Annotated in this window: 26 protein-coding genes; 13 read left to right on the forward strand and 13 right to left on the reverse strand. The window is 65.6% G+C overall.

Annotated elements, in window-relative coordinates:
* Nucleotides 1–7: 7 nt before the first annotated feature.
* On the reverse strand, nucleotides 8–1,795 hold the full coding sequence (gene aspS, locus QW861_RS01945; protein WP_315749979.1) for an aspartate--tRNA ligase: 1,788 nt from the start codon (nucleotides 1,793–1,795) through the stop codon (nucleotides 8–10).
* A 260-nt stretch (nucleotides 1,796–2,055) separates the two neighbouring features.
* Here aspS and QW861_RS01950 point away from each other — a divergent pair, with 260 nt between their 5' ends.
* Nucleotides 2,056–3,531 (forward strand): protein adenylyltransferase SelO, encoded by a 1,476-nt coding sequence (locus tag QW861_RS01950; protein WP_315712353.1) that lies wholly within the window; start codon nucleotides 2,056–2,058, stop codon nucleotides 3,529–3,531.
* A 398-nt stretch (nucleotides 3,532–3,929) separates the two neighbouring features.
* Nucleotides 3,930–5,078, forward strand: coding sequence for a ribonuclease D (gene rnd / locus QW861_RS01955; RefSeq protein WP_315712355.1), 1,149 nt, complete (start codon nucleotides 3,930–3,932; stop codon nucleotides 5,076–5,078).
* A gap of 90 nt (nucleotides 5,079–5,168) precedes the next feature.
* On the opposite strand, the gene QW861_RS01960 is transcribed toward rnd, so the two are convergent.
* On the reverse strand, nucleotides 5,169–5,336 hold the full coding sequence (locus QW861_RS01960) for a hypothetical protein (RefSeq protein ID WP_315712357.1): 168 nt from the start codon (nucleotides 5,334–5,336) through the stop codon (nucleotides 5,169–5,171).
* Between the two features lie 28 nt (nucleotides 5,337–5,364).
* On the opposite strand from QW861_RS01960, the gene QW861_RS01965 reads away from it, so the two are divergent.
* Nucleotides 5,365–5,541: a hypothetical protein gene (locus tag QW861_RS01965; protein WP_315712358.1), complete on the forward strand. Its 177-nt coding sequence runs from the start codon at nucleotides 5,365–5,367 to the stop codon at nucleotides 5,539–5,541.
* A 21-nt stretch (nucleotides 5,542–5,562) separates the two neighbouring features.
* On the opposite strand, the gene QW861_RS01970 is transcribed toward QW861_RS01965, so the two are convergent.
* Genes QW861_RS01970 through QW861_RS01980 form a run of 3 tightly spaced genes read right to left on the reverse strand, consistent with a single transcriptional unit; the run spans nucleotide 5,563 to nucleotide 7,392 of the window.
* Nucleotides 5,563–6,141, reverse strand: a complete 579-nt coding sequence (locus tag QW861_RS01970) for an isochorismatase family protein (protein WP_315712360.1) — start codon at nucleotides 6,139–6,141, stop codon at nucleotides 5,563–5,565.
* Nucleotides 6,141–6,764 carry a GNAT family N-acetyltransferase gene (locus QW861_RS01975; RefSeq protein WP_315826804.1) on the reverse strand — a complete coding sequence of 208 codons (624 nt, stop codon included), beginning with the start codon at nucleotides 6,762–6,764 and terminating at the stop codon, nucleotides 6,141–6,143. Before QW861_RS01975 ends, QW861_RS01970 begins: the two co-directional genes overlap by 1 nt.
* Nucleotides 6,751–7,392, reverse strand: coding sequence for a hypothetical protein (locus QW861_RS01980; protein ID WP_315749974.1), 642 nt, complete (start codon nucleotides 7,390–7,392; stop codon nucleotides 6,751–6,753). The genes QW861_RS01975 and QW861_RS01980 overlap by 14 nt, the downstream gene beginning before the upstream one ends.
* A 55-nt stretch (nucleotides 7,393–7,447) precedes the next feature.
* On the opposite strand from QW861_RS01980, the gene QW861_RS01985 reads away from it, so the two are divergent.
* Nucleotides 7,448–8,491 (forward strand): LysR family transcriptional regulator, encoded by a 1,044-nt coding sequence (locus QW861_RS01985; RefSeq protein ID WP_315749972.1) that lies wholly within the window; start codon nucleotides 7,448–7,450, stop codon nucleotides 8,489–8,491.
* 4 nt (nucleotides 8,492–8,495) lie between these two features.
* On the opposite strand, the gene QW861_RS01990 is transcribed toward QW861_RS01985, so the two are convergent.
* Nucleotides 8,496–9,641: an autotransporter outer membrane beta-barrel domain-containing protein gene (locus QW861_RS01990; protein WP_316192645.1), complete on the reverse strand. Its 1,146-nt coding sequence runs from the start codon at nucleotides 9,639–9,641 to the stop codon at nucleotides 8,496–8,498.
* Between the two features lie 365 nt (nucleotides 9,642–10,006).
* On the opposite strand from QW861_RS01990, the gene QW861_RS01995 reads away from it, so the two are divergent.
* Nucleotides 10,007–10,216 carry a cold-shock protein gene (locus QW861_RS01995; protein WP_315712366.1) on the forward strand — a complete coding sequence of 70 codons (210 nt, stop codon included), beginning with the start codon at nucleotides 10,007–10,009 and terminating at the stop codon, nucleotides 10,214–10,216.
* A 145-nt stretch (nucleotides 10,217–10,361) separates the two neighbouring features.
* Here QW861_RS01995 and purN read toward each other — a convergent pair whose 3' ends face one another.
* The gene (gene purN, locus QW861_RS02000; protein ID WP_315712367.1) at nucleotides 10,362–11,015 is read right to left on the reverse strand and encodes a phosphoribosylglycinamide formyltransferase; all 654 of its coding nucleotides are present in this window, start codon (nucleotides 11,013–11,015) and stop codon (nucleotides 10,362–10,364) included.
* Between the two features lie 13 nt (nucleotides 11,016–11,028).
* Nucleotides 11,029–12,102 carry a phosphoribosylformylglycinamidine cyclo-ligase gene (gene purM / locus QW861_RS02005; RefSeq protein WP_315712369.1) on the reverse strand — a complete coding sequence of 358 codons (1,074 nt, stop codon included), beginning with the start codon at nucleotides 12,100–12,102 and terminating at the stop codon, nucleotides 11,029–11,031.
* A gap of 156 nt (nucleotides 12,103–12,258) precedes the next feature.
* Here purM and QW861_RS02010 point away from each other — a divergent pair, with 156 nt between their 5' ends.
* The 4 genes from QW861_RS02010 to ppx all read left to right on the forward strand — a co-directional run bounded on the left by QW861_RS02010 (nucleotide 12,259) and on the right by ppx (nucleotide 17,422).
* Nucleotides 12,259–12,813 (forward strand): CDP-alcohol phosphatidyltransferase family protein, encoded by a 555-nt coding sequence (locus QW861_RS02010; RefSeq protein ID WP_315712371.1) that lies wholly within the window; start codon nucleotides 12,259–12,261, stop codon nucleotides 12,811–12,813.
* A gap of 58 nt (nucleotides 12,814–12,871) precedes the next feature.
* Nucleotides 12,872–13,549, forward strand: a complete 678-nt coding sequence (locus QW861_RS02015; protein ID WP_316164711.1) for a DnaA ATPase domain-containing protein — start codon at nucleotides 12,872–12,874, stop codon at nucleotides 13,547–13,549.
* Between the two features lie 135 nt (nucleotides 13,550–13,684).
* Nucleotides 13,685–15,880: an RNA degradosome polyphosphate kinase gene (locus tag QW861_RS02020; RefSeq protein WP_316192646.1), complete on the forward strand. Its 2,196-nt coding sequence runs from the start codon at nucleotides 13,685–13,687 to the stop codon at nucleotides 15,878–15,880.
* A 42-nt stretch (nucleotides 15,881–15,922) separates the two neighbouring features.
* Complete coding sequence (gene ppx / locus QW861_RS02025) at nucleotides 15,923–17,422, forward strand: exopolyphosphatase (protein WP_315826938.1); 1,500 nt, start codon at nucleotides 15,923–15,925, stop codon at nucleotides 17,420–17,422.
* A gap of 7 nt (nucleotides 17,423–17,429) precedes the next feature.
* Here ppx and QW861_RS02030 read toward each other — a convergent pair whose 3' ends face one another.
* Together QW861_RS02030 and QW861_RS02035 are read right to left on the reverse strand one after the other, a co-directional pair.
* Nucleotides 17,430–17,852 (reverse strand): globin family protein, encoded by a 423-nt coding sequence (locus tag QW861_RS02030; protein ID WP_315777495.1) that lies wholly within the window; start codon nucleotides 17,850–17,852, stop codon nucleotides 17,430–17,432.
* A 370-nt stretch (nucleotides 17,853–18,222) separates the two neighbouring features.
* Nucleotides 18,223–19,710, reverse strand: coding sequence for an aldehyde dehydrogenase family protein (locus QW861_RS02035; RefSeq protein ID WP_315749964.1), 1,488 nt, complete (start codon nucleotides 19,708–19,710; stop codon nucleotides 18,223–18,225).
* Between the two features lie 118 nt (nucleotides 19,711–19,828).
* Between QW861_RS02035 and QW861_RS02040 the strand changes: the two genes are divergently transcribed.
* Nucleotides 19,829–20,914 carry a substrate-binding domain-containing protein gene (locus tag QW861_RS02040; protein ID WP_315749963.1) on the forward strand — a complete coding sequence of 362 codons (1,086 nt, stop codon included), beginning with the start codon at nucleotides 19,829–19,831 and terminating at the stop codon, nucleotides 20,912–20,914.
* A gap of 37 nt (nucleotides 20,915–20,951) precedes the next feature.
* On the opposite strand, the gene QW861_RS02045 is transcribed toward QW861_RS02040, so the two are convergent.
* A complete protein-coding gene (locus QW861_RS02045) occupies nucleotides 20,952–21,815 on the reverse strand; it encodes a TerC family protein (protein WP_315712379.1) in 864 nt (287 codons plus the stop codon).
* Between the two features lie 79 nt (nucleotides 21,816–21,894).
* Nucleotides 21,895–22,317: a nucleoside-diphosphate kinase gene (ndk, locus tag QW861_RS02050; protein WP_315712380.1), complete on the reverse strand. Its 423-nt coding sequence runs from the start codon at nucleotides 22,315–22,317 to the stop codon at nucleotides 21,895–21,897.
* A 285-nt stretch (nucleotides 22,318–22,602) separates the two neighbouring features.
* On the opposite strand from ndk, the gene QW861_RS02055 reads away from it, so the two are divergent.
* The 3 genes from QW861_RS02055 to QW861_RS02065 all read left to right on the forward strand — a co-directional run bounded on the left by QW861_RS02055 (nucleotide 22,603) and on the right by QW861_RS02065 (nucleotide 25,170).
* Nucleotides 22,603–22,872, forward strand: coding sequence for a sulfur globule protein precursor (locus QW861_RS02055; RefSeq protein ID WP_315712648.1), 270 nt, complete (start codon nucleotides 22,603–22,605; stop codon nucleotides 22,870–22,872).
* A gap of 189 nt (nucleotides 22,873–23,061) precedes the next feature.
* Nucleotides 23,062–23,253: a hypothetical protein gene (locus tag QW861_RS02060; protein ID WP_315712381.1), complete on the forward strand. Its 192-nt coding sequence runs from the start codon at nucleotides 23,062–23,064 to the stop codon at nucleotides 23,251–23,253.
* Nucleotides 23,254–23,304: 51 nt separating this feature from the next.
* Nucleotides 23,305–25,170, forward strand: coding sequence for an ABC-F family ATP-binding cassette domain-containing protein (locus QW861_RS02065; RefSeq protein WP_315826797.1), 1,866 nt, complete (start codon nucleotides 23,305–23,307; stop codon nucleotides 25,168–25,170).
* 131 nt (nucleotides 25,171–25,301) lie between these two features.
* Here QW861_RS02065 and QW861_RS02070 read toward each other — a convergent pair whose 3' ends face one another.
* Nucleotides 25,302–25,700: an avidin/streptavidin family protein gene (locus tag QW861_RS02070; RefSeq protein WP_315712383.1), complete on the reverse strand. Its 399-nt coding sequence runs from the start codon at nucleotides 25,698–25,700 to the stop codon at nucleotides 25,302–25,304.

A 25,700-nucleotide genomic window follows, 5' to 3' on the forward strand; every position in this document is an offset into this window, starting at 1 on the left:
CGCCGAACTACTTGTTCGGCAAGTTGGTCCTGATGTGCAGCTCGCGGAGTTGCTTCGTGCTGGCCTCCGACGGCGCGCCCATCAGCAGGTCCATGGCCTGCTGGTTCATCGGGAACAGCGAGATCTCGCGCAGGTTCGTGGTGCCACAGAGCAGCATCACGATGCGGTCGACGCCGGCGGCCATGCCGCCATGCGGCGGGGCGCCATACTGGAAGGCGCGGTACATGCCGCCGAAGCGGTCGACCACCTCCTGCTCGCCGTAACCTGCGATCTCGAACGCCTTCACCATCGCCGCCGGCTTGTGGTTGCGGATGCCGCCGGAGGCGATCTCGTAGCCGTTGCAGGTGATGTCGTACTGGAACGCCTTGATGGTCAGCGGGTCCTGCGTCTGCAGCGCCTCCAGGCCGCCCTGCGGCATGGAGAACGGGTTGTGCGAGAAGTCGACCTTCTTGTCGTCCTCGTTGTACTCGTACATCGGGAAGTCGACGATCCAGGCCAGCTTGAACTGATCCTTGTCGGACAGGTTCAGCTCATCGGCGACCTTGTTGCGGGCGATGCCTGCGAACTTCCAGAACTTGTCGGGATCGCCGGCGACGAAGAAGGCAGCGTCGCCCTCCTTGGTGCCGAGCTGGCTGCGAATCGCAGCCGTGCGCTCCGGACCGATGTTGTTCGCCAGGGGACCTGCGCCCTCGCCGCCCTCGCGCCACATGATGTAGCCGAGGCCGGGCTGGCCCTCGCCCTGCGCCCACGAGTTCATGCGGTCGCAGAACGCGCGGCTGCCGCCGGATGGCGCCGGGATCGCCCAGACCTGGTTCTTGGGGTCCTCCAGCATGCGCGCGAACACCTTGAAGCCGGAGCCGCGGAAGTGCTCGGAGACGTCGGCCATCTCGATCGGGTTGCGCAGGTCGGGCTTGTCGGAGCCGTATTTGCGGATCGCCTCGGCGAACGGGATGCGCGGCCAGCCCTTGGTCACTGGCTTGCCCTTGGCGAAATCCTCGAACACGCCGGTGATGACCGGCTCCATCGCCGCGAACACATCCTCCTGCTCGACGAAGCTCATCTCGACGTCGAGCTGGTAGAACTCGCCGGGCAGGCGGTCGGCGCGCGGGTCCTCGTCGCGGAAGCACGGCGCGATCTGGAAGTAGCGGTCGAAGCCCGACATCATCAGCAGCTGCTTGTACTGCTGCGGCGCCTGCGGCAGCGCGTAGAACTTGCCGGGATGGATGCGCGACGGCACCAGGAAGTCGCGCGCGCCCTCCGGCGACGACGCGGTCAGGATCGGGGTCTGGAATTCGAAGAAGCCCTGCTCCTTCATGCGCCGGCGCATCGAATCGATGATCGCGCCGCGCGTCATGATGTTCTGGTGCAGCTTCTCGCGGCGCAGATCGAGGAAGCGGTATTTCAGCCGGATGTCCTCAGGATATTCCTGCTCGCCGAACACCGGCAGCGGCAGCTCGTCCGCGGGGCCGAGCACCTCGATGTCGGAGACGTACAGCTCGATCTTGCCGGTCGGCAGATCGTCATTGTCGGTGCTCTTGTTGTCGGCGCCGGCCGGGCGGCGGCGCACCTTGCCCTCCATGCGCACGACCCATTCCGAGCGCAGCTTCTCGGCCAGGCTGAACGCCGGCGAGTCCGGATCGACGACGCATTGGGTGATGCCGTAATGGTCGCGCAGGTCGACGAACAGCACGCCGCCATGGTCGCGGATGCGATGGCACCAGCCGGACAGCCGGACCGTCTCTCCGATGTTGCTCTCGCGGAGCGCGCCGCAGGTGTGGGTCCGGTAGCGATGCATGGTCGTCCTGAATGGTCGTCGTGAGGAGAAGGAATCGGCGCAGCCGCAGGGGCGCGCTCCGAATGCGCGCAGGGTTTAGCCGAGCCGCCCCGGCGCGGCAACCGCAGGAACGGGCCTTTTCGGCTTCGCGCCGGAAAAGGCCGCCCGCCCTGGGCCTCACCGCAACGTCGGCGCCGATGCTGAATTGAGCTGGCGCCGAAACGCTCACCTGACGGCCGTTTGGGCTCGAAAAGCGGCCGCCCCGCGCCTATCTTGGAGCCATGACCGTGCATTTCCCCTTCCAGAACTCCTACGCCACGCTGCCGGACAATTTCTTTGCCCGGGTGGCGCCGACCCCGGTCGCAGCGCCTCGTCTGATCAAGCTGAACCGGCCTCTCGCCGCGGAGCTGGGGCTGAACCCGGCCGAGCTGGAGACGCCGGAGGGCGCCGAGATCCTGGCCGGCAAGACCGTGCCCGAGGGCGCCGAGCCGATCGCGATGGCCTATGCCGGCCACCAGTTCGGGCATTTCGTGCCGCAGCTCGGCGACGGCCGGGCGGTCCTGCTCGGCGAGGTCGTCGACCGCAACGGCGTCCGCCGCGACATCCAGCTGAAGGGCTCCGGCCCGACGCCATTTTCGCGCCGCGGCGATGGCCGCGCGGCGCTGGGGCCGGTCTTGCGCGAATACATCGTCAGCGAGGCGATGGCGGCCCTGGGCATTCCGACGACGCGCTCGCTCGCTGCGGTCGTGACCGGCGAGCAGGTCTATCGCGGCACCGCCCTGCCCGGCGCGGTGCTGACCCGTGTCGCCACCAGCCACATCCGGGTCGGCACGTTCCAGTATTTCGCCGCGCGCCAGGACGTGGACGCCGTGCGCCGGCTCGCCGACCACGTCATCCACCGGCACTATCCGGATCTCGCCGGTACCGAGCGCCCCTACCACGCCCTGCTGGATGCCGTGATCGCCCGCCAGGCCAAGCTGATCGCCGAGTGGCTGCTGGTCGGCTTCATCCATGGCGTCATGAACACCGACAATACCTCGGTGTCCGGCGAAACCATCGACTACGGCCCCTGCGCCTTCATGGACGCCTACGATCCCAAGCAGGTGTTCTCCTCGATCGACGAGTTCGGCCGCTACGCCTTCGCGAACCAGCCGCGCATCGCGATGTGGAACCTGACCCGGCTTGCCGAGTGCCTGTTGCCGCTATTCGGCGACGACAAGGACCAGGCGATCAAGGAGGCCGAGGCTGCGCTCGACGGCTTCGCCACCCAGTTTACGGACGCGCACCAGGCGGGCCTGCGCCGCAAGCTCGGCCTGGCCACGCAGCGCGAGGGCGACCAGCCGCTGGCGCAGGCATTGTTCGACGCGATGGCGGCGGCCCGAGCCGATTTCACGCTGACGTTCCGCCGTCTCAGCGACGCCGCCGGCAGCGGCGATCTCAGCGAGGTCCGCGTCCTGTTCGAGGATCCCACCGGCTTCGACGAGTGGGCCCAGCGCTGGCGCCAGCGCCTGGCGGAGGAACCGCAGACGGCGGCGGAGCGGAGCGCGGCCATGCGCAAGGTCAATCCCGCCTTCATCCCGCGCAACCACCGCATCGAGGCGGTGATCACGGCAGCGGTCGAGAACGACGACTACGCGCCGTTCGAGGAGCTGCATGCGGTGCTGGCCCGGCCCTATGACGACCAGCCGGACCGGGCTGATTATGCCGATCCGCCGCAGCCGGAGGAGCAGGTGTTGCAGACCTTCTGCGGCACCTGACACGCGGTCTTAACCTCGCGTCCACCATCGCCCTGACAGCGCCCGGGCCCTTAAGAAACGATCAACGCAGCCCCGACAAGTTGAACCAACAAGTCGGGGAGGTCTGAGACGTGGACGCGCTGGTGTTCGAATTCATGGGTCTGGCGATGATCGCCTTGTGCCTGATCGTGCTCGCGGTGCCCTCGGCGCGCCGGCCTGCGGGCCGCGTCCGGCATCGCTGACCGGCGCCGGACGCGCCCTATCATCAACCATAGAGCGATCAGCTCGCGTCGCGGTGCTTGCGTTCGGGGCGGATTGGGCCGACAAGCGGACACGAATTCGTCCCGTACCCTTTGCCGACACCCTTGACTTGTCAGCGTTTTCGGACGACGGCGTAAGAGCCTCGTCATGGATCGTTCATGGACTTGATCACCACCACCGCGGACCTCGCAGCCGCCTGCGCCCGCCTCGCCCGCCACCCGGTCGTCACCGTCGATACCGAGTTCCTGCGGGAAACCACCTACTATCCCCTGCTCTGCGTCGTGCAGATGGCGAGCCCGGACGAGGCCGTGGTGATCGATGCGCTGGCCGAGGGCCTCGATCTCAAAGCCTTCTTCGAGCTGATGGCGAACGAGAAGGTCCTCAAGGTCTTCCACGCCGCCCGCCAGGACATCGAGATCATCTGGCACCGCGCCGGCATCGTGCCGCATCCGATCTTCGACACCCAGGTCGCCGCGATGGTGCTGGGGTATGGCGACAGCATCGCCTATGACCAACTGGTCGAACGCATCACCGGCCATCGCCCCGACAAGACCCACCGCTTCACCGACTGGTCGCGCCGGCCGCTGACCAAGGAGCAGGCGCACTACGCCGAGGCCGACGTCACCCATCTGCGCGACGTGTTCGCCGCGCTCGATGCCGATCTGAAGAAGCGCGGGCGCAGTGACTGGGTCAGCGAGGAGATGGAGATCCTGACCTCGCCGAAGACCTACGACTTCCACCCCGAGCGCGCCTGGGAGCGGCTGAAGACCCGCGTCCGCAAGCCGAAGGAATTGGCCGTGTTGATCGAGGTCGCGGCCTGGCGCGAGCAGGAGGCGCAGAGCCGCGACGTGCCGCGCAGCCGCGTGATGAAGGACGACGCGGTCGGCGACATCGCCACCCATGCCCCGACAACGATCGAGAAGCTCGGCAATCTGCGCTCGCTGCCCAAGGGCTTCGAGCGCTCCAAATGGGGCTCCGACATCGTTGCCGCCGTGCAGCGCGGCCTGGCGCGCGATCTCGCCGCCCTGCCCAAGCTGGAAAAGCCGCGCAACAACTCCAACGGTGCTGCGATCGTCGAGCTGCTCAAGGTCCTGCTGCGCATGACCTCGGAACGCCACGCCGTGGCGAGCAAGGTCATCGCCACCGTCGACGATCTCGAGCAGATCGCCGCCGATGACAATGCCGACGTTGCTGCGCTGCAGGGCTGGCGCCGCGAGCTGTTCGGCGAGGCCGCGCTCGCGCTAAAGCACGGCAAGCTCGCACTCGCCATCGAGAAGGGCCGCGTCGTCCGGGTCGACCGGGCCTGATCGGCGTCGCAGCGGCTCTGGCCGGCTGCGTCTTCCCGAGTCTGCCAAGTTGATTGCAGCAGGCGGCACGGGTGGTCATGATGCCGCCCATCATTCGGCGCTGGTCTGCCCCCTCAACTCCGCCTCGATTGTCTGGGACACCTCAACCAGAGCCATCGAAAGGATGTAGGCGCTGGTCGGCAGATTGAGCTGGCGCGCCTTTGCGATGGCTGCCCGGAGGCTGCTCGCCAGCTCTTTGAGCTCTTCCTCTCGGGTCATGTCGTGGTCTCGGTCCTGGAGCTGCCGCGTGAGCAAAGACGATTGCGAACCGCCGGAACAGAGGCTGCTGCGGCTGCTCAGCGAGAATCCGGTCGACCTGCACGTCGTCGAGGCCCTTCGCCTCGTCGTCGCGTTCAACAAGATCAGCGATCCGGCCGATCGCCGTATGATTATCGATCTGGCCGAACGACTCGCCTCAGGATGATACCGCCAATAGCCGCCGCGGTCACACCGCGAGCCGGCCGCCGGCGCCGATAAGCTCGGCGCTGTCGAGGACGCCGGCAAAATTGCCGATCACCTTGGTTACAACCAGCTTGTACAACGCGGCGTCGCCGGCGCAGGCCTGCCGGCAGGCGACGGCGTCTCCGATCACCTGATAGCGGTGACTGCGGTGAAAGCCGTCCACCACCGTCGAGAGGATCGTCTCGTCCAGCGAGAAGCCGAGCAGCACGCAGCGCATGCTGCGCATGTTCGCCATGTACTCGGCGAACCGGGCCGAGCTATAGGCCGAGGGCAGTGGATGCTCGAACGCGAGCTCCCCCGGCGTTGGCTTGAAGTCCGGAAGCCAGTTCGTCAGGTTGGAGGCCGGGTTGAACCAGGCTGCCTGTGCGATCCGCTTGAGATGGACGACCGGCCACAGGTTGTCGCGCCAGAGCGCGATCAACTGCCGGCACAGCGCCATGACGACGTCGCCATCGGCGATCAGATGCCTGCGTCCCTCGGCGAGATATTCGCACTGCAGATCGGCGCAGACGAGAACAGGCGGATCCGCCTCGGTGGCACCGAACAGATCTCGGCCCGTCATCACGGTCTCGCTGCGGCGAAGTCGTGCAAGGGCGACGATGCCGGCCGGCCGGCCGAGAGATCGAGCACACCCGGCCGATCCCAGTCGCCTTCCGGACGAATGATCATGTAGGGATCGCTGTCGAGCGTGATCGCATCGTCGCACGGCTCGAGGTCCAGCACCATCTCCGTGTAGGAGAAGTCGGAGAATGTAAGCTTGCGATTATGGCCGAGCGGCTTGGCGCCGAAATGCGCCCAGAAATCGACGAGACGATCCTGCGCGTGGCCATAGGCCTTCTTGAAGCCCTTTCGCCTGCAATAGTCGAGAGCCTCGCGAACCAGCTTGAACGACAGCCGCGAACGCCGGTACTGATGGCGCACCGCCAGCCGCTCGACCTTGGCGAAGTCGCCGAAGAAGCGCACGCGTACGCATCCCGCCGGCTCCTTGCCGACGAAACCGAGGAAGTGGGCTGCAACCAGATCGTTGCCGTCGAACTCCTCCTCCATGGGACAATCCTGCTCGGTCAGGTAGACCGCCGAGCGGATCGCGGTAACGAGCATGAGGTCATTCGGATCGCGCGCGATGCGCACCGTGATCGCGCGGGGATTTGTCTTTGCCGCCCTGGCCGAACTAATGCTGTGCATCCGCAATGCTCCCTTGTTCGAAACCCTTCATCGACTGGATCGAAGGCGCGATCATCTCGGGCATCCGGTTCCACGGCCGCTGATACCACCAGAGATCGGGCTGAAAGCTCGGCACCGGCGTGAAGCCGAGCGCGCCGAGAAACGCGCGCCCTTCCGGACTCGATGGTTGCGCATAGTAATCGGCGGCGCGAAATCTCGCGCCTTGCAGCGCCTGCGCGACATTGCCGAGACCGATCGCTCCTCGCCCTTGCGCGACGAGCGCCCAGACATAGATGGCGGCTACGTCTTCGTCCGGCCGCGCCAGAAATCTGCGCGGCGGATCATTCAAATTGAACTCATCCAGGAGCAACGCATCGAGGCCTGAGCAGTTGAGATAGAGGAAGGCGATGCCGCCGAGCAGGTTCCTGCCGCGGTAGAGCGCGAAGATCGAGTCCGGATCGTGCCGCAAGAACTCCGCAAGCTCGTGTTCTGAGGCACGAACGCCCGGTATTTCCCGGCGTGCGAGCGCCGTGAGCTCGCCGAGCCGATCGGGCGTGACCGCCTGAGCCGCGACCCGATCCGTCCGCGGCAGCGCGTCGAGCTGATGTCGCAGCGTGAATTCTGTGCTTCCGCGGTGAGGGTTCTGCATCTATGTTTCCAGCTTGGCTTTGATGACGTCATCATACTTGTCGGAGCTGGAGTGTATGCGGCAACATTTGCATCGGGGTGCTGCATCCACGCAGCGCAGGAAGTCTGACGAAACGCTTAACCCCTCATGGGAGGATTTGAGAGCATTTCTGCTCTGTACGCGTCACCGCAGCTTCCGAAACGCGGCGGATGTTCTCGGACTGACCGGCACAACCCTGATGCGCAAGATCGACCGGCTCGAGGAAGAGCTCGGATGCAAGCTCTTCATCCGTGATCAATCCGGCTTGTCGCTCAGTGACGAGGGACGATCGTTGCTGTTCGACGTCGAGCAGATGGAGCGGCTGAGCTTCAACATCTTCCGGCGCGCTTCGCTGTCGACCGACACTCAGGGGTCGGTGCGCGTCGCCGTGACCGAAGGCCCCGGCAATTTCTGGATCCTGCCGCGACTGATCGATTTCCAGAAGACCTATCGCAGGATCACCGTCGATCTGAGCTGCGCGATGCAGCAGGCCGACGTGTCGCGGCTGGAGGCTGACATCTCGATCCAGTTCGAACGGCCGACCAACCCTGACGTGATCGTTGCAAAGCTCGGCCGTCTGCACATCTACGGCTTCGTGTCGGAAGCCTATCGCGACGCGCATGGACTGCCGACATCGCTGGCGGAGCTCAAGGATCATCGCATCATCAAGCAGCACGGCGTGCAGCTCGACGAGACCGGCTATGCGCGCATCCTCGGCTTGGAGTCCCTCGAAGGCATCGTCGGCATCTCAACCAATTCGAGCGTTGCCGTGCTTTACGCGGTCGAGCGCGGCGCCGGCATCGGCTTTCTGCCGACCTCGGCGGTCGCGCTCGGGGCGCCGCTCGTTCCTGTCGATCTCGGCATCAACTACCACATGGATCTGTGGCTGACCTATCACAAGGAGTTTCGCAACTCCGACCGGCACAAGGTCGTCATCGACTGGTTGAAGCGCATCTTCGATCCGAAGGTCCATGCCTGCTTCCGGGACGAGTTCATCCATCCGCTGAATCTCGTGCCGCTGATGGCGCCCGCGCGGGATGTCGTCGGCTTCAACGGCTACGTCGCGCCGAAACCCGTATGAGGAGCTACCATTTGAACTCGACGCCGAGCGTGCCCTGATGCGATTGCAGCAGCGAGCGAAGCTTCGCATCGTAGTTGAGATAGAGGCGTGCCGTTCGATTCAGGGATAGCGACAGTGCCGCGCCGGCGTCGGCGCCGTAGCGGCCCTCGCCAAGGCCCTGCAGCGTGATGCTCTGCGGACCGAGGCTGACGGTCACCGCGCCGAGATTCTGGCTGAAATTGTCGACCAGCTTGCCATAGGCCGAGACGTCGAGGATCTTGCCGTCGACGATGAAGTAGCGGCCGAACTCGGCGCCGACGAGAACGCGGGCGCGCTCCAGCGAGGTACCGCTGACCGACAGCGGATCGAGCCCGCCCGCCTCCTGGAATGCCGCCGTCGTGGCGCGCGTGTATTCGAAGGCAAGCTTCGGAACGATCCGGCTCTCACCGATGCTCCAGTAGTAGTCAAGCTCGCTCAGCACGCCCGTGATGTGGGCGCCGTAGACCGACGTCGCCGTACCGAGGCTGGTGTCGCGCCGCGCACTGATCCCGCCGAAGCCATGGACGACCGCGATCGCCCAGGTCCAGGGTCCCTGGTCGACCGAGGCGTTGAACCCGAACTGTGTGAGATCGAGCGTCGCCGCTTGCAGCGCCAGCGGCAAATCGACCCAGGTCCGGCTCTGGTCGACGGATAGTCCGACATTCACGCCCGGCATGAGACGCATGCCGATACCGGCGACGCCGCCCCAAGTCGTCCTCTTGTCGCCGGCGAAGTCGCCTTGCCCATTGCTGCGGACGGTTACGCCATACATCTCGCCCCAGGTCCGGAACCGAGGCTGTTCCGAAGCCTCCGGCGCGCCGCCGCCGCCGGGATTGCTCCGCTGCAGCCGGGTGACGCCCTGTGTGGCCTGAGTACCGAGGCGTTCGAGGAAGCTCGAGCCGAGATCGAGCACGGTTCGGTCGGCCGAGCGTTCGGAACTGATCGCGCCCGGTGCAGGACTGGGCAGCGGGCTCGGCGTTGGTGTCGGGCTTGCGGCGATGCTCGGCAGGCTGGCCTGCGCGGCGCACGGCGAAGAAGCGGCGACCAAACCGAGCCCGCCGATGAGCAGCATCGCCCCGGATGCGCCGCTGCGCATTCGCCAACCCAGCCTGGCCTGAGACGCCCCGCGCATCGATGCCCCGTTCGCCGCCCGCTCAAATTCGCTTCAATATTGCAGCGATGTTCTGCCCGCAGTTCCCGATCGCGGTCAATGAGGATTGCCATGTCGCGGCTGCCCTGCAAGGATTTGTGGTTCCAGCGCCACAAGCCACGCAGTTGCAGCAGCAGCCGGCGACGCGACGCCGCGACGCGTTCTCATCAGTCCGCCAACCTTGATATCGGCGGAAAATCGTGTTGCAATCTCCCGTACAATCGGATTGGCCGTTCGACTGTGCGTTTCGCGACTTCGGAAATTGAGCAGATCCCGGGAAGCCCGTTTGTGGCGTGGCACGCGCGAGCGTGGCCGCGTCTTTTTTTCGTCTAGACGAGGAGACAGCGATGCCGACCTACAAGGGCAGCGTGAAGTGGTTCAACCCGACCAAGGGATATGGCTTCATCAAACCGGCTGGCGGAGACAAGGACGTGTTCGTCCACATCTCGGCCGTGGAGCGTGCTGGACTGACCACGCTCAACGAGAACCAGACGATCGAATATGATCTGGTGGAGAGCCGCGGCAAGACGTCGGCAGAGAACCTGAAGCTCTCGTGAGCATCGTCCCGGCGGAGGGCGCCACAGCGCGGGTTCGTAAACCAACTCACGAGCTCCGCGTCACGCTCGCTCGCCGCGGATGATCAGACTTCGTCAGCCTTGATGTACCCCGGCCCCGCCGGGGATTTTTTTCGTCCGGCGACAGCTACCGGACGACGGGCCAGATCAGCGCGTGATCGCCCTGCTCCACGGACGACGTCCGGCAGAGATCGCCTTCGAGCCGCACTAGGCCCTTGGCCAGCAGCTTCAGCGCCTCGGGATAGATGCGATGCTCGACGCCGAGAATGCGCGTCGACAGGGTGTCCGGCGTATCGTCGTCCCTGACCACGACCGCGCCCTGCATCACGATCGGACCAGCATCCGTCTCCGGAATGACGAAATGCACGGTGGCGCCTGACAGCTTGACGCCGGCACGCAGCGCCTGGCCGTGCGGATCAAGGCCGGGGAACGACGGCAGCAGCGACGGATGAATGTTCAGCATCCTGCCATACCAGCGCTGCACGAACTCCGCCGTGAACAGGCGCATGAATCCGGCCAGGCAGATGATCTCGATGCCGCGTGCATCGAGCGCCTGCTGCAGTCTGGCTTCGAACCCTGCGCGGTCCTTGCCGAACGGCTTGCTCTCGATGATTTCGATCGCGACGCCGCTTTCCTGCGCTTTCTGCAGTCCGGCCGCATCGGCTCGGTTGGAGATCACGATGGCGACCTCGGCCGGAAAATCCGGCTGCGACGCCGCGTGGATCAGCGCGGCCATGTTCGACCCACGGCCCGAGATCAGGATGGCGACGCGGCGCTTCATCGGCTCACCCGTCTCACAGAGCCAGATCGAGGGCGCCGGTGTAGATCACCCGCTCGTCGCCTGTCGCAGCAACGACCTCGCCGAGCCGTGCGACGTGCTCGCCATTCGCGGTGAACACCTCGATGACGGCATCGACGGCCTCGGCCTTGACGATCGCGATCATGCCGATCCCGCAATTGAAGGTACGCAAGAGCTCGCGCTCTGCAATGCCACCCTGCTCCGCCAGCCATTTGAAGACCGGCAGCACCGGCAGGCCCGTCAGGTCAATCGAGACGCCGAGATGCTTCGGCAGCACGCGCGGAATGTTGTCGGTGAAGCCGCCGCCCGTGATGTGTGCGAGCCCCTTCACCGCACCGGTCTCGCGGATGGCGCGAAGGCACGACTTCACATAGAGCCGGGTCGGCGTCAGCAGCGCCGCGCCGAGAGTCAGGACCGGCGCGAACGGTGCCGGCGCATCGAAGCCGAGGCCGGACTGGGCGACGATCTTGCGCACCAGCGAATAGCCGTTGGAGTGGACGCCGGAGGATGCGAGCCCCAGCACCACGTCACCGGCCGCGATGTCGGGAGACGGCAGCAGCGTCCCACGTTCCGCCGCGCCGACCGCGAAACCGGCAAGATCGTAGTCGCCGTCCTTGTAGAGGCCCGGCATTTCCGCGGTCTCACCGCCGATCAGCGCGCAGCCGGATTCCCGGCAGCCTTCGGCGACACCGGCGACGATCGACGCCGTCGCCTCCGGGTCGAGCTTGCCGCACGCAAAGTAGTCGAGGAAGAACAGCGGCTCGGCACCCTGCACGACGAGATCGTTGACCGACATGGCGACCAGGTCGATGCCGATGCCGCCATGCAGCCCGGTCTCGATCGCGATCTTCACCTTGGTGCCGACGCCGTCGGTTGCCGCGACCAGCACCGGATCCTTGAATCCGGCGGCCTTGAGGTCGAACAGGCCGCCAAAGCCGCCGATCTCGGCATCCGCGCCGGCGCGGGCGGTTGCGCGCACCATGGGCTTGATCAGATCGACCAGACGGTTTCCGGCATCGATATCGACGCCCGAATCTGCATAAGTGAGCCCGTTCTTGCGCTCGGTCATGGTAAAAACCCCTAATCTGGCCGCTGGTTACGTCGGAATCCGGCCGCGCGCAATGGCTCGCAAGGGGCTCGTCCCCATACTATCTAGGAACGGACCGGTTCGCCCTGTTTCGGAATCGGATTGTCTTTTGATCGAGTCGTCGTCGGGACCCGCTGCGTGACCATTCCCCACAGTATCCCCAATCTGATCACGCTGGGTCGAATCCTGCTGGTTCCGATCGTCGTCTGGGCCATTGCGGCCGGCCAGATGGAGATCGCATTTCTGGTCTTCGTGGTCGCGGGGGTGAGCGACGCCGTGGACGGCTTCCTGGCCAAGCGCTTCAACCTGCGGTCCGAGTTGGGAGCGCTGCTCGATCCTCTCGCCGACAAGGCGCTGCTGGTCTCGATCTTCGTCACGCTTGGCATCTGGGGCGCGATCCCGCGTTGGATCGTGATCCTGGTGGTCTCGCGCGACATCATGATCGTCTCGGCGGTGATCGTGTCCTGGCTGTTCGACCGGCCGGTCGCGATGAAGCCATTGATGGTGTCCAAGCTGAACACGGTCGCCCAGGTGGGATTCGCGGCGCTCGTGCTGGCCTCGCTCAGCTTCGGCTTCGAGCCCCAGCCCTACGATGTGGTGCTGATGGTGCTGGTCACCGTCTTTACCCTCGTGTCGGTCGGGCTGTATCTCGTCGACTGGGTGCGCCACATGAGCACCATCGAGGTCCGGTGATCCTCCGCGGAGGGCCCGTCCCGACCTCACGCACCACACGATACGGAGCAATTCGATCTTGGCCGGCCATATCCCCCCTCGTCAGCTGGCCTTCGCGCTGCCGCATGCGGAGAGCCTGACGCGGGACAATTTCTTCGAAGGTCCAGGCAACGCGGCCGGGCTCGCTCTGGTCGACGCCTGGCCGGAATGGCCGGCGCGGACCATGTTCCTGGTCGGCCCCGACGGCTCTGGCAAGAGCCACCTCGCCGCGATCTGGGCCGAGCGGGCTGGCGCCCGATCCCTGTCCGCGCATGCCCTCGAGGCGAGCGTGGTCCCTGGGGCACTCGCCACCGGCGCGCTGGTGCTGGAGGATCTGACGGCCACCGATCTCGACGAGCGAGCGCTGTTTCACCTGCTGAACCTCGCCCGCCAGGACGAGGCCTTCGTGCTGATCACGGCGCGCGAGGCCCCGGCGGCCCTGCCCATCGCCCTGGCCGATCTGAGGTCGCGGCTGCGCGCCGTCCCGGTCGTCACGCTGCTGCCGCCCGACGACCAGCTGTTCCGCGCCTTGATCGTCAAGCTGGCCGCGGACCGGCAACTGGCGATCGACGAGACCGTGGTCAGCTATCTCGCAAGCCACATCGAACGGTCCTACGCGGCCGCCCGCCAGACCGTCGCACTGCTGGACGACGAGTCCCTGCGGCTCGGACGGCCGGTCACCCGGGCGCTGGCGGCGGAGCTGCTCCGCCCGCTTTGACCCGCGACCATCTTGACGGCGGACGGGCACGGAACCCCAATGGTGCCGGCAACGTCATCCCCTGGTTACCCAGATTGGGCTACGGTCGACCGTTCGCGACTGGTTTGCGACTGGATGGATATGGATCGAATTCCGATGGATACCGAGCAAGTTACTGAAATCTCAGAGAAAGAACCGGTCGCCGTGCCGTCCATCGAGATTGCCTCGAGCCCCGAGCGATTCATCAATCGGGAATTGTCCTGGCTTCACTTCAACCGCCGCGTTCTGGAGGAATCGGTCAATCCGCGGCATCCCGCCCTGGAGCGAGTGCGCTTTCTGTCGATTTCCGCCAACAACCTTGATGAATTCTTCATGGTGCGCGTCGCCGGCATCCGCGCCCAGGTCCGCGAGGGCATCGCCGAGCGCAGCCCCGACGGGCTGACGCCGACCGAGCAGCTGAAGCTGATCAACGAGACGGTGTCGCAGCTCGCGATCGACCAGCAGGCGATCTGGCGCGACCTGCGCAAGTTTCTCGGCGAGCTCGGCATCGTGCTCGTCGACGGTCAGGACGTCACCAAGAGCGAGCGCGCCTGGATCGAGGACCACTTCCTCGCCAACATCTTCCCGCTGCTGACGCCACTCGCGATCGATCCGGCGCATCCGTTCCCATTCATCCCGAGCCTCGGCTTCACGGTGGCGCTGCAATTGATCCGCTCCGCCGACGGGCGCCCGATGAACGCCCTCATCCGCATGCCCGGCAAGATCGACCGCTTCATCCGCTTCCCCGGCTCCAAGGATGGCGTGATCCGCCTGATCACCCTGGAACAGGCGACCGGCCTGTTCATCGGCCGGCTGTTTCCCGGCTACACCGTAAAGGGCCAGGGCGCCTTCCGGATCATCCGCGACAGCGAGATCGAGATCGAGGAAGAGGCCGAAGACCTGGTGCGGCTGTTCGAAACCGCGCTGAAGCGGCGCCGTCGCGGCTCGGTGATCCGGCTCGAGATCGAGGCCAACATGCCGGAGGAGCTGCGCCGCTTCGTGCAGAATGCGCTCTCGACCACCGATGACGAGGTGTTCCTGGTCGACGGCGTGCTGGCGATGAACGAGCTGTCGCAACTGACGCGCGTCGACCGGCCCGACCTCGAATTCGCACCCTATGTGCCGCGCCATCCCGAGCGTGTCCGCGACCATGGCGGCGACATCTTCGCCGCCATCCGGCAGAAGGACCTGATCGTCCATCACCCTTACGAGTCGTTCGACGTCGTCGTGCAGTTCCTGCAGCAGGCGGCGCGCGACCCGGACGTCGTCGCGATCAAGCAGACGCTGTACCGCACCTCCAACAACTCGCCTATCGTGCGCACGCTGGTGGAAGCTGCCGAAGCCGGCAAGTCGGTGACGGCGCTGGTCGAGCTCAAGGCGCGTTTCGACGAGGAGGCCAACATCCGCTGGGCCCGCGATCTGGAGCGCGCCGGCGTGCAGGTCGTCTACGGCTTTCTGGAGCTGAAGACGCATGCCAAGCTGTCGATGGTCGTGCGCCGCGAGGGCGGCAGCCTCACCACCTATGTCCACACCGGCACCGGCAACTATCATCCGGTGACGGCGCGCATCTACACCGACCTGTCCTACTTCACATCGGACCCGGTGATCGGCCGCGACGTCACGCGGGTGTTCAACTACATCACCGGCTATGCCGAGCCGATCGACATCGAGAAGATGGCGGTGTCGCCGCTCACGCTTCGCAAGCGCATGATCGAGCACATCCACGGTGAGACCAGCTTCGCCCGCCAGGGCAAGCCGGCCGTGATCTGGATGAAGATGAACTCGCTGGTCGATCCAGACATCATCGACGCGCTGTATGAGGCCTCGCAGGCCGGCGTCTCGATCGAGCTGATCGTGCGCGGCATCTGCTGCCTGCGTCCCGGCCTCCCCGGACTGTCGGAGAACATTCGCGTCAAATCGGTGATCGGCCGCTTCCTCGAGCATGGCCGCATCTACTGCTTTGGTATGGGTCAGGGCCTGCCGAGCGCCAAGGCCGCCGTCTACATCTCCTCGGCCGACATGATGCCGCGCAATCTCGACCGCCGCGTCGAGGTGCTGTGCCCGCTTCAGAACCCCACCGTCCATCAGCAGGTCCTGGAACAGATCATGGTCGCAAACCTGAAGGATACCGAGCAGAGCTGGCAATTGTTGCCGGACGGGTCGTCAACGCGTATGAAGGCCGCGAAGGGCGAGGAGCCGTTCAACCTGCACAATTACTTCATGACGAATCCGAGTCTGTCCGGCCGTGGAAAGTCGCTCAAGGAATCATCGCCGCGCCGGCTCACGCGCCGGAATGAACGCCCTCCTTCATAGGGGCTGTCTGCACCGGGGCCTTCTGCAACGGGACATGCCGTGGTGAAGCGGCCCGGCACGAGGTCCGCCAGCGTCGGTGTCATCGACATCGGCTCGAATTCGGTCCGTCTCGTCGTCTACCAGGCGATGGAACGCAGCCTCGTGACCGTGTTCAACGAGAAGGCGCTGTGCGGGCTCGGTCGCGAGGTCCAGACCACCGGCCTGCTCGCGGCCGATGCCGTCGACAAGGCGCTGACCGCGCTGAAGCGCTTCCGCGCGTTGTGCAAGGTGCAGCGGGTGGGGCAAGTGCATGCCATCGCGACCGCCGCCTGCCGCGATGCTTCGAACGGCGCTGATTTCATCGCCAAGGCCGAGAAGATCTGCGGCGTCCCGATCCAGATCCTCACCGGCCCCGAAGAGGCGCGCTATTCGGCGCTCGGTGTCATCTCCGGCATTCACAAGCCCGACGGCATCGTCGGTGATCTCGGCGGCGGCTCACTTGAGCTGATCGACGTGCGCGGGCACCAGGTCCGCAGCGGCGTCACCCTGCCGCTCGGCAGCCTGGCGCTGCAGGATCTCGCCGAGAAATCGCTGAAGAAGGCGCAGCGGATCGCGAGCGAGGCGCTGACCGACCTGCCGCAACTGCTGGCCGGCCAGAACCGCACCTTCTATGCGGTCGGCGGCACCTGGCGCGCGCTGGCGCGCATCCACATCATCCAGAGCGGCTATCCGCTCGGGGTGATGCACGGCTATGCGATTCCGGCGGCCGATGCGCTGGCCTTCGTGCGCCGGCTGCGTCGTCTCGTCGCCGCCGACATGCTGGCCGACATCGAAGCGATCGCCGAGGCGCGGCGCCCGCTGCTTGCCTATGCTGCGCTGGTGCTCGAGCACATCATCCGCGTCGCCAGGCCGACGACTGTCGTGTTCTCGACCTTCGGCGTGCGCGAGGGCCTGCTCTACTCCAAGCTTCCAGACGCCGAGCGCGCCAAGGACGGGCTGCTCTGCGCGGCGCAGGGCCTCAACGAGCTGTTGTCGCGCTCGGCCCAGCATGCCCGCGAGCTGATCGACTGGACCGACCGCCTGTTCCGCGTGATGCACATGCGCGAGACCGAGGACGAGCGCCGGCTGCGGCACGCCGCCTGCCTGCTGTCCGATATCGGCTGGCGCATGCATCCGGACCATCGCGGCGAGCAGACCTACGGCATCGTTCTGAACGGCAATTTCGGCTCGATCAACCACGAGGGCCGCATCTTCGTCGCGCTGTCGGTGTTCTTCCGCTACGAGGGCCTGCGCGACGAGGCGGCGGCGCCTGCCCTCACCGAGCAGCTGAGCCCGGCCCAGATCGATCGTGCGCGCCTGCTCGGCACCGCGTTTCGGGTCGCGCATCTGATCTCGGCGGCGCGGCCCGGCGTGCTGCCCGCAACGCATTTCCGCACCCAGGATCGCAAGCTGATGCTGGTGTTCGAGCACCAGATGGTCGACCTCGTCGCCGATCGTGTCGGCGGGCGCTTCAAGCAGCTCGCGCGTCTCGTCGGCCGCTCCGGCTCGATCGTGCGCAGCTAGATCCGGATCAGGGCCGCCGAGCGCCGACCGAAATTGCGATCATGCGCTTGGCGATGACGCCATAGACTTTGCGCCAGGCCTGCTCGACCTCATCATTCCAATGCGGACCAAGTCCTTTGGCGAGGCTCCACAATAGTGCTTCGCCGACCACCGGATAGTGCTCAGGCCGGACTCCATAGCGCGCATGATTGCGGCCGAGGATGTCGGTGCTCGACAACAGACCAGTCGTCTGATCGAGGCTGCCGACGAGGACCGCCAGGGTCGCGATGAAGTCCCGTTTCAGCACGTCCATGTCGGCGGGAAACATCGCCCGACATTCCGGCGCGAGCTCGAAGACGCGGTCATAGAACGTCGTCGTCATCTGTGTAGCATTGGCAAATACCAAGTCGAACGACGACTTGACGTGCGCAATCTCATCTGCAGTCAACATGCGCAAGTCCAATTCGAAACAATTCCAATCATGGCCCGATCAGTGGAGCTCGACGTGGTGGTGTCGCGGCGGCGCGAACGGGTTCAAGATTATAAGAAACAGAGGACCGCGCCCTGCGGTACCTGGCAAAGGCGCGGCACCGTGCCGCATCGCTGTCGATTGGCTTGTGATCCTGCCGCGACGATGGCTGGCCGACTCAGTGATCGAAGACGGTAACGGCAACAAACACGACGGCCATCGTGCTTCTCACAGGCCATCGGAGGACGCCGACACGCCAGCCGCCGACCGGCGCCAAGGCCGACTGATCCGTTGGATCGCGCAGACGGCCGCCGATGCGAATGGCGGCCGTCCGCGTCAGCCGACGCCTGGCTCACACCGCGAGGTTCATCCAGACGGATTTCGGCTCCGTGAAGTTGTCCAGCGCGGCCGTGCCGTGCTCGCGGCCCAGTCCGGAGTCACGATCGCCACCCCAAGGCAGCCGCACATCGGTGTAGCCATAGGTGTTGATCCACACGGTGCCAGCGCGCAGGCGCTTGGCGAAGCGATGGACGCGCCCCATGTCGCGGCTCCAGACGCCGGCGGCCAGGCTGTAGGCCGTGCCGTTCGCCATCCGCAGCGCCTCGGCCTCGTCCCTGAACTTGATCACGCTGACCACGGGTCCGAAGATCTCTTCCTGCGAGATCCGCATGTCGTGCGTGACGCCGGCGAAGACGGCGGGGCTGACGAAATAGCCGCGAGCGGCCGCGCGCTGGCCGCCGGTGACGAGCGTGGCGCCTTCGTTGCGTCCGATGTCGACATAGTCGAGGATCGTCTTCATCTGTCGTTCGGAGATGACCGGTCCGAGCGACGTTGCGCGATCGAGCGGATCGCCGATCCGCAGCGCCCGTGCGCGCTCGGTCAGGCGCTCGACCACCTCGTCATACACGCGCTCGTGCACCAGCACCCGCGATCCGGCCGAGCACACCTGCCCGGTGTTGAAGAAGATGCCGCTCGCCGCAGCCTTCGCGGCGGCCTCGATGTTCGCATCGTCGAAGATGATGTTGGCCGACTTGCCGCCGAGCTCGAGCGAGACGCGTTTGAAGTTGCCGGCCGCCGCCTTCATGATGCCGCGGCCGACGCCGGGCGAGCCGGTGAACGTGACCTTGTCGACATCGGGGTGGTTGACCAGCGCCTCGCCGACGGTGCACCCGGGGCCGGTCACGATGTTGAGAACACCGGGCGGCAGTCCGGCTTCGAGCGCGAGCTCCCCGATCCGCAGCGCCGACAGCGACGTCAGCTCGGCGGGCTTCATCACGACGGTGCAGCCGCAGGCCAGCGCCGGCGCTAGCTTCCACATCCCGATCATCAGCGGGAAATTCCACGGCGCGATCGCCGCGACCACGCCGACCGGCTCGCGCACCGTATAGGTCAGCGCATCATCGCGCGTGGAGACGACTTCACCGCTGATCTTGTCGGCCCATCCGGCGTAATAGGTGAGCGTATCGATGGCGGCGGGAAGATCCTGGCGCAGGATCGCCGACACCGGCTTGCCGGCATCGAGGCTTTCGAGCTCGATGATCTCGTCGGCATGGTCGCGCAACAGCTGCGCCCATTTCAGAAGGATCGCGCCGCGCTCCGCCGCACGCATCGTTCGCCACGGCCCTTCGAAGGCCTTGCGGGCCGCGGCGACTGCGAGATCGACATCCTCGGCATTGCCCTCGGCGACCGTCGCAATCGCCTGCTCGGTTGCAGGATTGAGCGACGTGAAGGTGCGTCCCGAAACCGAGGGAACATGCCTGCCGCCGATCAGGAGCTGGAACGGCTTCGTCAGATAGGACGTCCCCCTCGAGCCGCGCTCGTAATCATATGCAATCGACATCATATTTCCTCCGTTTGTTGTATACCAATGAAGGTAAGAACAAATATCTGTTCGTAAATATGATATCTGTTGCCTATGGCCGGCGGTCATATGAAGCCGACTTCACAAGCGGGCACTGATGTTGCGGATCGCGATCGAACCTGTCTGGCGCTTCTACAAGGACGACGGCCCGCAGAGCATCGTCGTGATGCTCCGCGTGCTCAGTGAAATCGGGAGGACGGGCAAGATCACCAGCGCGGCCAGTGACGCGCATCTGTCCTATCGTCACGTCTGGAATCTGATCGAGCAGTGGTCTGAATTCTTCGGCGTGCCGCTGGTCGAGACCCAGCGCGGCAAAGGATCGAAGCTCACGGCGTTCGGCGACAAGCTGGTCTGGGCCGGCGAGCGCATGCAGGCTCGCCTCGGCCCGCAGCTCGACAATCTGGCGCAGGAGCTGGTGACCGAGATCAAGCCGTTCCTGCAGCCGCATCCTGGCGTGATCCGCGTTCACGCCAGCCACGGCTTTGCCGTCGCCAAGCTGCGCGAGCTGTTGGATCGCGAGTCAGGCGTCGGGGTCGATGTCCGCTATGTCAGCAGCCAGCATTCGCTGGCCTCGCTGGCGCAAGGCGAATGCGACCTGTCGGGACTGCATCTGCCGCGCGGCGAGCTGCGTGCCCAGAACATCCAGGCCTGCCGGGATTGGCTCGATCCCAAGCAGGACTGCGTCATCAGCTTCGTGACCCGCGAGATGGGGCTGATGGTCAAGCGCGGCAATCCGCTGTCCATCCGTTCATTGGCCGATCTTGCCGACGGCAGGGCGCGCTTCGTCAATCGCGATCATGATTCCGGCACCCGCCTGTTGTTCGATCAGTTGCTCGCGTCACAAGGCATCGACGAAACCAGCATCAATGGCGCGCAGCAGATCGAGTTCACCCATGCAGCCGTCGCCGCCTATGTCGCGAGCGGCATGGCCGACGTCTGCTTCGGCGTCGAGGCCGCCGCGCGGCAGTTCGGGCTCGACTTCATCCGTATCCTCACCGAGGATTATTTTTTCGCCTGCCATAAATCGTTTCTGGAAACCGACCCGATGCGGCGGGTGCTCGAGGTGATGAAGGGCGACGAATTCCATCGCGCCGTCGCTGCCCTGCCCGGCTACCAGCCAGCCGCCACGGGATCGGTCCACACCGTCCGCGAATTCCTCGATCGGCTGGATGCGGAGTCCTGACGCCGCCCGGTCGGATGCGGCGCGTCCTGACGATCAGCTACGGCAGATCGACGCCGCGCGCCGGCACCGGCTGCAGCTCGCTCTCGGCCTGACGCTGCAGCGCGCGGCCGCGCCAGATCGAGCCGGCGATCAGCACCACACCGGCGCCGATCAGCGACATCAGCGTCTCCATGACATCGACATGGCTCGCGAGATTGGTCTTGCCGGCGAACAGCGCCGAGGTCGCCTCGATGTTGATGAGGACGGTGCCGTCGAGCAGATGGTGCAGCATCGGCTCGATCGCGGGATCGGTCGCGATCACCTCGCCGGCCACCCAGCCGAGCAGCATCGCGCCGAGCCAGACCAGCAGCGGGACCCGATCGAGCACCAGCATGATCAGCGCGGCACCCGCGATGATCAGCGGGATGCTCATGGCAAGGCCGATGATCAGCAGGGACGCCTGGCCGTTGGCGGCCGCAGCCACCGCGATCACGTTGTCGAGGCTCATCACGAGGTCGGCGAGCGCGACGATGCGGACCGCATGCCACAGCGTCGTGCCGGCCGCGATCTCGTCGTTCTCGTCCTCGGGCACCAGCAGCTTGGCGGCGATCACGATCAGTGCCAGCCCGCCGATCAATTTCAGGTATGGCAGCGCCATCAGGGTGGCGACGATGCCGGTAAAGGCGATGCGCAGTGCGACGGCAATGCCGGAGCCGGCCACCATGCCCCAGAAGCGATGCTTGCCGTGCAGGCCGCGGCAGGCGAGCGCGATGACCAGCGCATTGTCGCCCGACAACAGCACATTGATCCAGACGATCTTGCCGAGCGCGAGCCAGAAGCCCGGGCTCTGCAGGTCGGCCTCGAATTGAGCGAGCACATGGCCGAAGCTGGCGGAATCGGCGAGTTGCGATAGCCAGTTCACGGCCGGGCCTTTCAGATAAGTTCAGCGCAGAGCACGAAGGTCGTGCGGCTGAGGGGGCCCTCAGCCGCACGAGGATCGATCAACCGACGATCTCGTTGCCGGAGAAGAACTGCGCGATCTCGATCGCTGCCGTTTCCGCCGCGTCGGAACCGTGCACCGAGTTCTCGCCGATCGACTTCGCATGCAGCTTGCGGATGGTACCGTCGGCCGCCTTCGACGGGTCGGTGGCGCCCATCACGTCGCGGTACTTCAGGATGGCGCCCTCGCCCTCCAGCACCTGGACCACGACCGGGCCGGAGATCATGAAATCGACCAGTTCGCCGAAGAATGGCCGCGCCTTGTGCACGGCATAGAAGGTCTCGGCCTGATCGCGGGTCATGCGGATGCGCTTCTGGGCCACGATCCGCAGGCCGGCCTTCTCGATCAGCGCGTTGATCGCGCCGGTGAGATTACGCTCGGTCGCGTCGGGCTTGATGATCGAAAAGGTGCGCTCAATCGCCATGATATCGTCCTTGGAGGTGCGGGATTTCGGTGAGTTGCGGGCTTATATCGACGCGATCGGCCGACGGCAAGCGACCGGGGCCCCTGCCGGAGCGCGACGCCTTACGACAATTTCACAATTCTGAACATAGTCTGAAGGCTCCGTGCCACCCGTGTTCAGCTCGAAGCTCCTAGGGTGTTGGCATCGGGCGAGGACGAGCCAGCAATACGACCGGTGGCCGCCCTCTCCCAGCCTCATCCGTCGGACAATTTCGGCGCCACCAGCGCTGTCATCCAGGAGACGATCATGTTGCGCAAACTCTCCCTCATCGCGGCGGCCACCGTTGCCCTCGGCGCAGCCGCCCTCGCCCCGACTGCCGCCTCGGCTCACTGGCATGGCGGCTGGCATGGGGGCGGTTGGCACGGAGGCTACGGCGGATGGCACCGTCCGTTCTACGGCCCGCGCTTCTTCGTCGGTGGCCCGGTCTACAGCTACGGCTATGGCGGCTGCTACGTGCGCCGCGTGGTTCCGACCCCGTGGGGACCGCGCTGGCGGTGGATCAACCGCTGCTATTGATACGAGCCTCGGCGCGGCACCCGCCCCCCGCCGCACCGAACTCGCATCGCCCCGGCGTCTCCCCCACGCCGGGGCTTTTTTTGTGCATTTTCAACCTCATTTCGGGGTCTTCCGGTCGGGAGCGGGAAACAAATCGAGCGGTCACGACTTGTTACGGCATCGTCCTGCAACTGCTCGTGGAACTCCCTCATGTCTGGCCGCACCGCCGATTTCAGCGAGGCGCTCGATCGCAAGACCAGCCGGTCGATCTGCGAGGCCGTCGGCGAACGCCTGCAACGCAGCCTGCCGCCGGACGGCTCTCGTCTGCCGGCTCAGCTTGCGGACCTGATGAACGAGTTGCGAAAGCGCGACGAGACCGGGATGAGCCTCTCCGGCCGCTGAGACCGCGACAAAGCGGTTGCCTTTGGCCGCGCGCGCGGTGACAAGGCGCGCATGCTTTCCATCACCGACATCTCCATCCGCCTCGCCGGACGGCTTCTCATCGACCAGAGCTCAGTGCAGATTCCGCCCGGCGCGCGCGTCGGACTGGTCGGCCGCAACGGCACCGGCAAGTCGACCCTGTTCAAGGCGATCCGCGGCGAACTGTCGCTGGAGACCGGCAGCATCACCGTGCCGCCGCGGTGGCGCATCGGCAGCCTGGCCCAGGAAGCCCCGAGCGGGCCCGAAAGCCTGATCGAGGTGGTTCTCCGGGCCGACCTCGAGCGGCATGCGCTGCTGCAGGAGGCCGAGACCGCCCATGACGCACACCGCATCGCCGAGATCCAGACCCGGCTCGTCGACATCGACGCGCATTCCGCCCCGGCGCGCGCGGCCGCTATTCTCAGCGGCCTTGGATTTTCCGCCGCGGATCAGGCGCGAGCCTGCGCCGAGTTCTCCGGCGGCTGGCGCATGCGGGTCGCCCTTGCGGCAACGCTGTTCGCCGCGCCCGACCTGCTCCTGCTGGACGAGCCGACCAACTATCTCGACCTCGAGGGCACGCTGTGGCTCGAGGATCATCTGGCGCATTATCCGCGCACGGTGATCGTGATCAGCCACGACCGCGATCTCCTGGAAACCTCCGTCGACCAGATCCTGCATCTCGACCGTTGCAAGCTCACGCTGTATCGCGGCAGCTACTCCTCCTACGAGGAACAGCGCGCCACCCGCGAGATGCTCGATGCCAAGGCGGTCAAGCGCCAGGAAGCGGAGCGCGCGCGGCTGCAGGCCTTCGTCGAGCGCTTCAAGGCCAAGGCCTCGAAGGCGCGCCAGGCGCAGTCCCGCGTCAAGATGCTGGAGCGGATGAAGCCGATCACCGCGCTCGTCACCCAGGACGTGCACGAGATCACCTTCCCCGCACCGGAGCGACTGCTGTCGCCGCCGATCATCGCGGTCGACAACGCCTCGGTCGGCTACGATCCCGCGCAACCGGTGCTCAACAGAGTCACCTTACGCATCGACAATGACGACCGCGTCGCATTGCTCGGCGCCAACGGCAATGGCAAGTCCACGCTGGTGAAGCTGCTCGCCGGCCGGCTCACACCGTTTTCCGGCAAGGTCACGCGCGCCGACAAGCTGTCGATCGCCTATTTCGCCCAGCACCAGCTCGATGAGCTGGACGAGACCGGATCGCCGTATAGTCACGTGCGCAAGCTGATGGGCGATGCGCCGGAATCGAAAGTGCGCGCGCGCGCCGGCGCGATCGGATTTTCCGGCAAGGCCGCCGACACGCTGGTGAAGAGCCTGTCGGGCGGCGAGAAGGCGCGGCTGCTGCTCGGGCTCGCGACCTTCTTCGGCCCCAACATGATCATCCTGGACGAGCCGACCAACCATCTCGACATCGACAGCCGCGCCGCGCTGGCCGAAGCGATCAACGAATTTCCCGGCGCCGTGATCATGGTGTCGCACGATCGCTATCTGATCGAGGCCTGCGCCGACCGCCTCTGGGTCGTCGCCGACCGCACCGTGAAGACCTATGATGGCGACCTCGATGACTACAGGCGCATGGTCTTGTCGACGCGCAGCACGCCGGCCCGCGACAACGAGCGCTCTCAGGTCGCCGAGAAGACCGAGCGGCCCCGCAGCGATAACAAGCGCAGCGGGCTGAAGCAGAAGATTGCGGCAGCCGAAGCCGAGATCGCCCGCATCACCGAGATCATCGCCAAGATCGACGGCGCGCTGTCGCTGCCCGACATCTTCACGCGCGACCCAAAGCAGGCCGCGCAATTGTCGAAGGCGCGGGCCAATGCCGCCGACGCGCTGGCGCGCGCCGAGGAGCAGTGGCTGGAAGCCAGCACGCTGCATGACGAGGCGGGGAGCTGAAGTGCCCCGAGCCTCGGATCGGCATTCGGCCGAAAGTCGCCGATAGCTCGGCTTTCAGCTGCTTCCAAGTCGAAAGCCTTCGCGGTCGGCGGCTAACACGGCTGAATGCGGGATCGGAGCGAGCGACCGGATCAATTGGTTCGCTGGAACAGGTCGGCACCCGGCAGATTGCCGAGATCACCGTTGGGCTGAATGTAGAAGAGATTCCAATTCGCCCGAAGTTGATTGCCGCCGACTTGGCCTCTCCAACGCGTGATGGAATTGCACTGGGCAAAAGTCACGACCAGCATAACGGCGCTGCCGGCGGATCTGCCGGATACCGGATAGGGAATACCCTGGCATGCGAACCCAGATGCGTTGTTGGTGAATTGCCCTCGCACCTGCCCATCGGTGACTGACCAGATCTCGAGAACCGAGCCTCGTTGATTGGTCCATCTCGACGGCGCCGGCAGGACGTCGGCACGCGCAGCAATCGACGAAACCACGACAATCATGCCTGCGAAAAGATACTTGCTGAAGAACCACTTCAT

It is taken from the genome of Bradyrhizobium sp. SZCCHNRI1029 (genome assembly GCF_032487555.1).
Taxonomy (GTDB): domain Bacteria; phylum Pseudomonadota; class Alphaproteobacteria; order Rhizobiales; family Xanthobacteraceae; genus Bradyrhizobium.